The organism is Cytobacillus stercorigallinarum (genome assembly GCF_014836495.1).
Classification (GTDB): Bacteria; Bacillota; Bacilli; order Bacillales; family Cytobacillaceae; genus Cytobacillus; species Cytobacillus stercorigallinarum.
The window spans coordinates 23,596-34,226 of the sequence record NZ_JACSQT010000020.1; the positions used below are offsets into that span (position 1 = coordinate 23,596).

Sequence of the window (10,631 nt, forward strand, 5' to 3'; positions counted from 1 at the left end):
CAAACGTATGATATACTTTTACCTTGTGAGTAATGAATAATTGCTCCTTGCCCTCAAACGGGCCGTTTAGACCAAAAGGAGGTGAAAGTGATGAAAAAGTACGAAGTTATGTACATCATCCGTCCAAACATTGAAGATGAGGCAAAGAAATCTGTAGTTGAGCGTTTCGACGCAATCCTTACTGATAACGGTGCTGAAATCAACGAGTCAAAAGACTGGGGTAAGCGTCGTTTAGCTTACGAAATCAATGATTTCCGTGATGGATACTACCAATTAGTAAACATTAATGCTGATTCTAAAGCAGTTGATGAGTTCACTCGTCTTGCAAAAATCAGTGAAGATATTATCAGATACATCGTTGTTAAAGACGAGAAATAATAATAAATGCTTCATTTTATCGAAAGGAGTTGATTCTGATGATGAATCGTGTAGTTCTAGTGGGCCGTTTAACGAAAGACCCGGAATTACGTTATACACCGAATGGAGTAGCAGTGGCTACCTTTACTCTTGCTGTGAATCGTACATTTACGAATCAAAATGGAGAAAGAGAAGCGGATTTCATTAATTGCGTTGTTTGGAGAAAGCCTGCTGAAAACGTAGCGAACTTCCTTAAAAAAGGAAGCCTAGCTGGTGTCGATGGGCGCTTGCAAACACGTAATTACGAAGGACAAGATGGCAAACGTGTATATGTGACTGAAGTTCAGGCAGAAAGCGTACAGTTTCTTGAACCAAGAAATGCTGCAGGCTCACAAGGTGGCTCGAATCAATATGGTGGCCAGAGAGATGATTATTCTTATGGTGGCAACAATAATCAGAATCAACGACCATATGATAATAACCGTAGCAACCAAAGCCAAACTCGTGTAGATCAAGATCCATTCGCTAATAACGGTCAAATCGATATTTCCGATGACGATCTTCCGTTCTAAACCAATAAGGCTTTGAAAAATAATAAGAAAAGGAGTGACAAAACATGGCTGGTGGACGCAGAGGAGGACGTGCAAAACGTCGTAAAGTTTGCTATTTTACTGCAAACGGAATCACTCACATCGATTATAAAGATGTAGATCTTCTAAAAAAATTCATCTCTGAACGTGGTAAAATTTTACCTCGTCGTGTAACAGGCACAAACGCTAAATACCAACGTAAATTAACGATTGCTATTAAGCGTTCTCGCCAAATGGCTTTACTTCCATTCGTTTCAGGTGAATAATAAGTAAATGTAAAACACAGTAGGCTTCGTGCTTACTGTGTTTTTTGTTTTCGTTTAGTTTGAATACATGGGTGAAGTCGAAACGAGTTAAAATATGGTGGAGGTTGGAAATTTGATTGGGGTGTGGGGTGAAACGAGTCAAAAACAAGTTCGAGGATGAGAGTTTGATTGGATTACGGGGTGAAATGAGTCAAAAACATGTTGGAGGTTGCAAGTTTGATTGGATTGAGAAAGAAATGAGTCAAAAAAACAGTCGAGTGCAAAAATTTGATTGGATTGAGGGAGAAACGAGTCAAAAAACCAGCTGAGGATGAAAATTTGATTGGATTGTGGGTGAAACGAGTCAAAAAACCAGCCGAGGGAGGAAGTTTGATTGGATTGTGGTTGAAACGAGTCAAAATAATAGTTGAGTGCAAAAGTTTGATTAGATTCAAGCAGAAACGAGTCAATAATTTACCCAAAGCAATCAACCTGATGAATGTTCAAAATGCATACCCATAGCGGAGTAATCCATATTTAAAATAATTAGAATATTTTCAAAATAATCTTGCGTTCTAAAAAGTTAGAACGTATTATTAAGTTAGAACGTACAATGACATATCGATAGGGGAGATAAACATGTCATCTTTTGAGTGGAAAGCGATGAATATTAATTTACATCAGCAAAAATTAATCTCTAATCCGTTGCGAATGAAAATCATCTTTTTACTGTCGGAACGTGCGCTTACGGCCAAACAAGTAGCAGATGAGTTGGGGAAATCAGCGGGTAGTATCCATTACCACATTCAGCAGCTTTATAAAGGGGATATCTTAGAGATTGAGTCAACGAATGAGTACAAAGGAATTATAGAAAAGTATTATCGTGCGAAAGCGAATCAATTTCATCTTAATCAAACAGACGGAGTTGGCGGTGATGAGAAGCAAAGTTCAAGAGGGACGATACTATCTTTAACGAAAGAGGAGCTTCAATCGTTTCAAGGAGAGTTAGATGAGCTCTTTATGAAGTATTTTAAAAAGACGATTAAACCTGATGAGCTGACGAATGATCGTGATACTTATGATGTGAGCTGCTCGTTTATGAAACTGCCTAAAGAGGAGGAAAGTTAAATGGTGTCTCAAGCAGCGATAAAAAAGAATTTGGTGCTGTTTCTGTTAGCAAAAGTGGTGATTGTGCTTGGATCAAATATTTATAGTTTTGCCATTGGGTTATATGTTCTTTCTGTGACAGGTTCTGCCGTCAATTTTTCCATTACACTCTTACTCACAATCCTTCCTCGTATCCTACTCGCACCACTGGCAGGGACATTAAGTGACCGTTGGAATCGCAAGAGAATCATTATTACGACCAATTTTGCTTGTGCCCTTTGGATTACTGTCATTTGTGTCCTTTTCATTTTTGTTACACAAGACATATGGCTCCTTTACTTAGCAACTTGCATTCTCAGTATTATAAACACTTTCTATTCTTCAGCAGTGATGTCTTCCATATACAATATGGTTGGTCCAGATCATCTCCAAAAAGCCATGTCTCTCAATCAAGCAGTTGTCTCCTTCTCTGGCATATTAGGTCCCATTCTCGGCGGTGTGTTTTTCGGTCTGTTGCCCCTTTCAAGCTTTATGATTATGAATATTTGCGGATTTTTCATTTCCGGATTGGCAAGCTTGTTTATTAACTACTACTTATTCGCGGAAAAAACACCCGTACAACAAACTGGGAGCATTGGAAGTGAACTGAAGGAGGGCCTCTCTTTTGTAAAAAAACAAACCCTTCTTCGGAAATTAATTTTTGTATCCATTTGGGTCAATTTTTGGTTTGCTGTTTTTCCAATCGCCCTGCCTTATCTTGTCCTCACCATTCGTGATATGCCTTCCTATCAATTTGGCATTATTGAGGGCAGCTTTGCTGTTGGCATGCTAGTGATGAGTACCATTCTTTCATTAAAGGCAGAAATAAAGAGGAAATCCTTAAGTTTATTTGTTGGCATGCTTTGCCTAGGCGTACTCCTTGCGTTACTAGGGGTACCTCAACTTCCAATGTTCTTGGCAGTCTCTAATCAAGTCATCTTTGTCTACCTATTGATTATTGTTTTACTTTTGGCTGCAGCAATCATGATTATTAACATTCCAGTAATGGTACTCATTCAAAAAAGCACAAAAGATGAATATCGTGGGAGAGTGATGGCTATACTCGAAACAGGCGCAAGTGCAGCCACGCCTTTAGGCTTTATTTTATTTGGATTATTTCTCGAATGGTTGCCGATGTGGGTAATGATGGTGGTAGCTGGTGTAAGTATCATCGGTTTTATCCTCTATCAAGCAAGAAATAAACATTTTTTCCGCCTATTACAACAAACCGACCAACCAAAGGTCATGTCAATCGAAGCATAAAAGGGAAAATCGGAATGAGAACCTTCTAGAATGATTGAACCTTCATTCTTGGAGGTTTTTTTGTTATACAAACGCTTCTGTATAGGATAGAGAAGGATGATTTGGTTATGAATGAATATATTTACACGAAATGAAGCATTCATTCAGTTGAATACCTATCCATGAGTGTATACAATAATAGATGCGGGCGTATGCCCAATTTGAGAGGTGAATCTATTTGAAAAATGTACATAAACTTACTGAAGGGGCGGTATTATTAGCTGCTTTTGCTGTCTTACTATTGATGTCCCTTTATTTGCCGATCATCGGTACGATTGTCACTTTCGGCTTACCGGTTCCTTTTATGTTATTTGCCGCTAAAAATAAGCGCGGTGATACAGCCATCTTTTTTGTTGCTGCTATTTTGATATCATTCATTGTTGGAACCATTACAGCAATCCCGTTAACTCTAATTTTTGGCTTAACAGGTATAGTCATTGGAGAGTTAATTAAGCTGAAGAAAGAACGGACAGTGATGTTGCTCGGTGGTTCTTTAGCGTTTTTAGCGATGTTTTTACTCGTTTTTGCCGGCATGAATTTGTTATTGAATGTCAATTTTGTTGAAGAACTAAAGGTAGTTCTTGAGCAATCGATGGATATGACAAAAAACATGTTATCTACGTTAGATAATAATGAAGCAGAACAGATTTTCAAGCAATTAGAAGCGACAATGACTGCATTGGAGACGTTACTTCCAAGCCTTCTTGTTCTTACTTCTGCGATTTATGTATTTATTATTCAGCTGATTGGCGTACCCATTGTCAGGAGATTTGGTATTGAAGTAAAAAAATGGCGTTCATTTGCTGATATTAGTTTTCCAAAAAGTATTTTATGGTACTTTTTAATAACTATGGTTGCCCAACTTTTCATGAAACCAGAAGAAGGTTCTTTTACAATGATGGCCATTGTGAATCTCCTATTCGTTTTCCAGCTAATTATGGTGATTCAAGGGCTTAGCTTTATCTTCTTCTATAGCAGATTAAAGAATTGGCCAAAGGTTGTGCCCATTGCCATCCTCGTATTTACCTTTTTACTTCCAATCTTCCTTTATATTGTGAGGATATTAGGTATAATTGATATAGGATTTGATTTAAGAAAACGATTAGATAATAGGGATGCATAACACTACTGTTTAGGAGTTGAAAACATGCCCTCGTATTTAGAAAAGAAAACGATGCGTTATTGCTTGTTTGCTTTAATTGGTGTAACCGTCGTTCTTCTAGCGATTATGGCGTTGTACAATTGGATATTGAGTCTCGTTGCACTCCTCCTTTTCGGCCTTCCTTTCTACCTATTATTTAAGTTTGATTATGAGCAGAGGAAGGAAACAGAGGAGTACATATCGACCTTATCTTACCGTGTAAAAAAGGTAGGGGAAGAAGCATTAATGGAGATGCCAATTGGCATTATGCTGATTAATGATGAGTATTATATTGATTGGACAAATCCATATATGGCATCATGCTTTGGGGAAGATACATTGGTAGGAAGATCACTTTATGATGTAGCAGATGCTTTAATTCCTATCATTAAGAAAGAGATTGAATCAGAGACCATTACGCTAAAAGATCGCAAATTTCGCGTGGTGCATAAGCCTGACGAACGTCTGCTTTATTTCTTTGATGTGACAGAGCAAACACAGATTGAAAAATTATACGAAGATGAACGTACCGTTATTGCTATTATCTTTTTAGATAATTATGATGATTTAACACAAGGAATGGATGACCAGACAAGAAGCAGTTTAAATAATCTTGTCACCTCTATTTTAAATAAATGGGCCATGGAAAATGGTGTCTTCTTTAAGCGTGTATCTTCAGAGCGATTCATCGCCGTCTTTAACGAAAGTATTTTAGATCAGTTTGAGAAAAGTAAATTTACCATTCTTGATTTTGTCAGAGAAACGACAGCCAAACAAAATGTGCCACTCACATTAAGTATAGGCGTTGGGGCTGGGGTTTCCGATTTGCCAGAACTAGGTGTCTTAGCTCAATCTAGTTTAGACCTCGCTCTTGGTAGAGGCGGTGACCAGGTAGCGATTAAACAGCCAAATGGTAAAGTGAAATTTTTCGGAGGGAAGACGAACCCTGTTGAGAAACGCACGAGAGTACGGGCACGCGTTATTTCCCACGCATTAAAGGAATTAGTCTCAGAAAGTGATAAAGTCATCGTCATGGGTCATAAACGGCCGGACATGGACGCGATTGGTGCTGCCATTGGTATTCAAAAGGTAGCCGAGATGAATCATCGTGATGGATATATTGTCGTTAATAAAGACGAATTTGATCAAAGCGTAAATCGTTTAATGGCTGAGATAGAGAAAAAAGAAGAGCTTTATGCGAAATTCATCACGCCAGATCAAGCGTTAGAGATGGCAACGGATGATACTTTACTTGTTGTTGTTGATACCCATAAGCCTTCTATGGTGATAGAAGAGCGATTGCTTGCTAAAATAGAAGATGTAGTTGTGATCGATCATCATCGTCGCGGCGAAGATTTTATTAAAAATCCGCTGCTCGTTTACATGGAGCCTTATGCCTCTTCGACAGCAGAATTAGTGACCGAATTGCTAGAATATCAACCGAAGAATCGTAAAATTGATATGCTTGAGGCGACCGCACTCCTCGCTGGAATTATCGTTGATACGAAGAGCTTTACGTTAAGAACCGGCGCAAGAACCTTTGATGCAGCATCTTATTTAAGAGGACAAGGGGCCGATACAGTCCTTGTGCAACGATTCTTAAAAGAAGATGTCGACACGTATATAAAACGGGCGAAAATCATTGAAACGGTAGAATTTTACCGAAATGGCCTAGCCATTGCTAAAGGTGCTGAAGATGATATATACGACCAAGTGTTAATTGCACAAGCAGCCGATACATTACTGGCAATGGACGGTGTGACAGCTTCATTCGTCATTTCTTATCGTGCCGATGAAATGATTGGTGTGAGTGCTCGCTCATTAGGTGATATTAACGTACAGGTCATTATGGAGGCGCTAGAAGGGGGCGGCCATTTAACAAATGCTGCTACTCAATTAGATGATGTCTCAATCAATGATGTAGAAAGTAAATTAAAAGAAGCAATTGATGAGTATTTAGAAGGGAGAAAAGAAGAATGAAAGTCATTTTCTTAAAAGATGTTAAAGGAAAAGGGAAAAAAGGTGAAGTGAAGAACGTAGCAGACGGCTATGCACATAACTTCTTAATTAAACAAGGACTCGCTGTTGAGGCAAATAACTCAAATGTAAGTTCATTGAATGCACAAAAAAAGAAAGAAGAAAAAGAAGCAGCAGCAGAGTTAGCAGAGGCGAAGCAATTAAAAGAAACATTAGAGAAGCTAACACTGGAATTTTCAACAAAAGCAGGAGAAGGCGGGCGTCTATTCGGTTCGATTACAAGCAAGCAAATTGCCGAAGAATTAAAGAAGGCGCATAATATTAAAATCGACAAGCGCAAAATCGAATTAAGTGACGCCATTCGTACTTTAGGATATACAAAAGTACCGGTTAAACTGCACACTGAAGTATCAGCGACTTTAAATGTACATGTAAAAGAAGCCAATTAAAGAATTTAACAACGCATCAAAAGAATTCATGGTAAAATAATAGAGTGAAAAAAATGTGATCGGTGCAGGCTGATCACATTTTTGTTCATCTCACGTGTTTAAAATGTGTCAGAATGAGGAGGTTCTATCGTTTTGAGTGAATTATTTGCTGATCGTCTCCCTCCGCAAAACATAGAGGCTGAACAAGCTGTTCTAGGCGCAATCTTTCTGGAGCCTTCCTCGTTAACAATGGCTTCAGAGCTATTAATTCCTGAAGATTTCTATAGAGCGGCTCATCAAAGAATTTTTAATGTCATGCTGAAATTAAATGACAAGGGAGAAGCCGTTGATTTAGTAACAGTAACAGAAGAATTAAACGCAGCCAAAATGTTAGAGGATACAGGCGGAGTAACTTATTTAAGTGAATTAGCTGCATCTGTTCCAACAGCAGCAAATATAGAATATTACGCCAAAATAGTAGAAGAAAAATCGATCTTACGTAGACTCATCCGTACGGCAACAGACATTGCCCAAGATGGATATACGAGAGAAGATGAAGTAGAATCACTACTTGGCGAAGCAGAAAAAAATATATTAGAAGTGTCGCAACGTAAAAATGCAGGGGCTTTCCACAATATTAAAGATGTGCTTGTTCGTACGTATGATAATATCGAGGTCATGCATAACCGTAAAGGGGATATCACGGGGATAGCGACTGGGTTTGCCGAGCTTGATCATATGACAGCAGGCTTTCAGCGCAATGATTTAATTATCGTTGGCGCTAGACCTTCCGTTGGTAAAACAGCTTTTGCATTAAATATCGCGCAAAATGTTGCCGTTAAAACACAAGAAAATGTTGCCATCTTTAGTTTGGAGATGGGTGCGGAACAGCTCGTAATGCGGATGCTGTGTGCGGAAGGAAATATCGATGCCCAACGTCTCAGAACAGGTTCTTTAACCGATGATGATTGGGGCAAGTTGACGATGGCGATGGGCAGCCTATCTAATGCTGGAATTTTCATCGATGATACGCCTGGTGTAAGAATCACAGAAATTCGTTCGAAATGTCGTCGCTTGAAGCAGGAGCATGGCTTAGGTATGATCCTCATCGACTACTTGCAGCTTATTTTAGGTAGCGGCCGTTCTGGTGAAAACCGTCAGCAAGAAGTCTCTGAAATCTCGCGTTCCTTAAAAGCGCTTGCCAGAGAGTTGCAAGTACCTGTTATTGCCTTATCACAGCTATCACGTGGCGTTGAGCAACGACAAGATAAACGTCCGATGATGTCTGATATACGTGAATCAGGAAGTATTGAGCAGGATGCCGACATCGTTGCCTTCCTATATCGTGATGATTATTATGACAAAGAGTCCGAAGATAAAAATATCATCGAAATCATCATCGCTAAACAACGTAACGGCCCAGTCGGTACCGTCCAGCTAGCCTTCGTCAAAGAATATAATAAATTCGTCAACCTAGAAAAAAGATTTGACGATTCATTTGCTCCGCCTGGGGCATAAAGAGGGAAACAGTTTATTGCTGTTTTCCTCTTTTTTAATGGGAGTATACATTAGGATCGGTAGTTAAAGGTGGTTTGAGCGGTTTATAAATCTCAGGCTATGGATTTTCTTTTGATAATTGGGTTCGATTTTAGTTTGCTTATTTTAAAGCTCCTTGTTAAATAAACGCACTCACAATACTTCTGTTTTTTCATGGCAAAAATATAACTTCCAAATTAGTCGTGTAATTCTTTTTTTACATTAGTCATTGAAGAATTGCTTTTTCCATTACTCTGCTATTTTGTCCATAGGAATTACCCAAATTTCCATACAGTTTATCCCAGCATTTTCTTTGTAATATTTTTCTGCTGAGAATGGTTGCGTGACCAGTTCATGTTTCTTAAGCCATGTTTCAAACAGATACTTATTTGCTTGATTTAAGGCGGTTGTAACAAGTTCTTCAAAAGACGCTGCTTCAATTCTACACACTATATATTCTCCAGCAGGCAAAATTTGTTTTACCATACCATCATTCGTACTTATGTTAGTCGAGTTTGCTAATCCACCGGCAAAATAAATAAATGTTCCTTTATCGAGGTTTGCCGTATGAGACATTCCCATTTCAACGTCCCTGTAAAGAGAATCTGCTATCATATTTTTCTTTGAGCGAAATTTTTGCCAAAGTTGCCCTGGAACATCAATACCGGTACTTTCTCCAACTGGAATCTGATTGGAAATATTTACTTCTGCTTCAAAACCAAGGTATATTTCTGATTCTTTCAATGATTTCTTCTGGATTTCTAAAACAATATTACCTACTATCACAGGAACATTTTCGTCGATTAGTACATAATTCGCTGAAATTTCCGGTTTGTCAAAAGTGTTAAGCATTGGCAGATTCTTTCTGTATTCTTCTGGTGTCATTTGATATGTTTCCTTAAATGCCCTTGTAAAGTTTGCATGACTTGAAAAGCCATAGCTCAAAGCTACATCCAGAATTCTTTGCTTTGTATTTTTCAGATCATTGATTGCTTTTGCAAGACGACGGAGTTTTATATATTCCTGTACTGGTTTTCTTACTAATCGTTTAAATAGTCTTTGAAAATAAAACGGTGAAAGAGAGGCAATATTTGCCAAGGTTTCTGTCTGAATTTCTTTTGACATGTTTTCCTCAATATAGGTTAATGTTCTTTCTATTGATTCCCATGCGTACATATCAGTACCTCCTTGTTCTTTATATCTATAGAATAGCAGAAGGATTCTGATCGAGTTTTTCACACAATGCTCTTATATTAATAAAATAAGTAGTTAATTAAAGGTGTGGAGAAATGAAATCTCTTCTTCAACTAAACTGCGCTGATAGTTGAATACTAGTAGGGTTTCTTATCAATTTTTAAATGACCAGACTTTGTTTTAAAACTACATTTTTGCTTATTTTTAGAATGTACATAGGCAAACTATTATTTGATATGGATGGGGATTTACACCTGTACTTGATGATTTTTGTGCTTAAACATGGCATTTATTATTTGCCTACACAATTCGTGAGCATTCACTGAACAATTTCTCATTTGCTCACCCAAGTCAAGAGCATTCACTTAACTAATGTGAGCATTTCCCGTTTGCCCCCACAAGACATGAGTTTTCATCTAACAAATGTGGTTATTTCTCGTTTGCGCCCACAAGTCAAGAGCATTCGTCTTACTAATGTGAGCATTTCCCGTTTGTCCCCACAAGTCAAGAGCATTTACCTAACTAATGTGAGCATTTCTCATTTGCGCCCACAAGTAAAGAGAATTCGTCTCACAAATGTGTTCATTTCCCGTTTGCCCCCACAAGACATAAGTTTTCGCCTAACTAATGTGAGCATTTGATTAAGTCCATATAATTGTGTAAAAAGAAGAGTCATTTTATTCCTTCTTGTCAACACTGTTTTCAACGACGATAA

Annotated in this window: 11 protein-coding genes; 10 read left to right on the top strand and 1 reads right to left on the bottom strand. The window is 38.2% G+C overall.

Annotation, left to right across the window (positions count from 1 at the left end; genetic code table 11):
- Positions 1-90 precede the first annotated feature (90 nt).
- The 10 genes from rpsF (at position 91) to dnaB (ending at position 8,704) form a co-directional block, all read left to right on the top strand.
- Complete coding sequence (rpsF, locus tag H9655_RS21355; RefSeq protein WP_095371343.1) at positions 91-378, top strand: 30S ribosomal protein S6; 288 nt, start codon at positions 91-93, stop codon at positions 376-378.
- A 38-nt stretch (positions 379-416) separates the two neighbouring features.
- Positions 417-929: a single-stranded DNA-binding protein gene (gene ssb, locus H9655_RS21360; protein WP_191817248.1), complete on the top strand. Its 513-nt coding sequence runs from the start codon at positions 417-419 to the stop codon at positions 927-929.
- Between the two features lie 44 nt (positions 930-973).
- Positions 974-1,213: a 30S ribosomal protein S18 gene (rpsR, locus tag H9655_RS21365; RefSeq protein WP_095371345.1), complete on the top strand. Its 240-nt coding sequence runs from the start codon at positions 974-976 to the stop codon at positions 1,211-1,213.
- A gap of 128 nt (positions 1,214-1,341) precedes the next feature.
- On the top strand, positions 1,342-1,521 hold the full coding sequence (locus tag H9655_RS21370) for a hypothetical protein (protein WP_191817249.1): 180 nt from the start codon (positions 1,342-1,344) through the stop codon (positions 1,519-1,521).
- Positions 1,522-1,831: 310 nt separating this feature from the next.
- Positions 1,832-2,320, top strand: a complete 489-nt coding sequence (locus tag H9655_RS21375; RefSeq protein ID WP_225230799.1) for an ArsR/SmtB family transcription factor — start codon at positions 1,832-1,834, stop codon at positions 2,318-2,320.
- Positions 2,321-3,601 (top strand): MFS transporter, encoded by a 1,281-nt coding sequence (locus tag H9655_RS21380; protein ID WP_191817250.1) that lies wholly within the window; start codon positions 2,321-2,323, stop codon positions 3,599-3,601. It begins immediately after the preceding gene.
- Between the two features lie 217 nt (positions 3,602-3,818).
- On the top strand, positions 3,819-4,763 hold the full coding sequence (locus H9655_RS21385) for a YybS family protein (protein WP_191817251.1): 945 nt from the start codon (positions 3,819-3,821) through the stop codon (positions 4,761-4,763).
- A gap of 24 nt (positions 4,764-4,787) precedes the next feature.
- Complete coding sequence (locus tag H9655_RS21390; RefSeq protein WP_191817252.1) at positions 4,788-6,761, top strand: DHH family phosphoesterase; 1,974 nt, start codon at positions 4,788-4,790, stop codon at positions 6,759-6,761.
- A complete protein-coding gene (rplI, locus tag H9655_RS21395; RefSeq protein ID WP_191817253.1) occupies positions 6,758-7,207 on the top strand; it encodes a 50S ribosomal protein L9 in 450 nt (149 codons plus the stop codon). The genes H9655_RS21390 and rplI overlap by 4 nt, the downstream gene beginning before the upstream one ends.
- A gap of 132 nt (positions 7,208-7,339) precedes the next feature.
- Positions 7,340-8,704: a replicative DNA helicase gene (dnaB, locus tag H9655_RS21400; RefSeq protein WP_095371351.1), complete on the top strand. Its 1,365-nt coding sequence runs from the start codon at positions 7,340-7,342 to the stop codon at positions 8,702-8,704.
- A gap of 267 nt (positions 8,705-8,971) precedes the next feature.
- On the opposite strand, the gene H9655_RS21405 is transcribed toward dnaB, so the two are convergent.
- Positions 8,972-9,898, bottom strand: a complete 927-nt coding sequence (locus H9655_RS21405) for an AraC family transcriptional regulator (RefSeq protein ID WP_191817254.1) — start codon at positions 9,896-9,898, stop codon at positions 8,972-8,974.
- Between the last annotated feature and the right edge of the window lie 733 nt (positions 9,899-10,631).

Coding starts and splice junctions, on each gene's coding strand:
- rpsF (WP_095371343.1), top strand. CDS start 91: ATGAAAAAGTACGAAGTTATGTACATCATCCGTCCAAACATTGAAGAT.
- ssb (WP_191817248.1), top strand. CDS start 417: ATGATGAATCGTGTAGTTCTAGTGGGCCGTTTAACGAAAGACCCGGAA.
- rpsR (WP_095371345.1), top strand. CDS start 974: ATGGCTGGTGGACGCAGAGGAGGACGTGCAAAACGTCGTAAAGTTTGC.
- H9655_RS21375 (WP_225230799.1), top strand. CDS start 1,832: ATGTCATCTTTTGAGTGGAAAGCGATGAATATTAATTTACATCAGCAA.
- H9655_RS21380 (WP_191817250.1), top strand. CDS start 2,321: ATGGTGTCTCAAGCAGCGATAAAAAAGAATTTGGTGCTGTTTCTGTTA.
- H9655_RS21390 (WP_191817252.1), top strand. CDS start 4,788: ATGCCCTCGTATTTAGAAAAGAAAACGATGCGTTATTGCTTGTTTGCT.
- rplI (WP_191817253.1), top strand. CDS start 6,758: ATGAAAGTCATTTTCTTAAAAGATGTTAAAGGAAAAGGGAAAAAAGGT.
- H9655_RS21405 (WP_191817254.1), bottom strand. CDS start 9,898: ATGTACGCATGGGAATCAATAGAAAGAACATTAACCTATATTGAGGAA.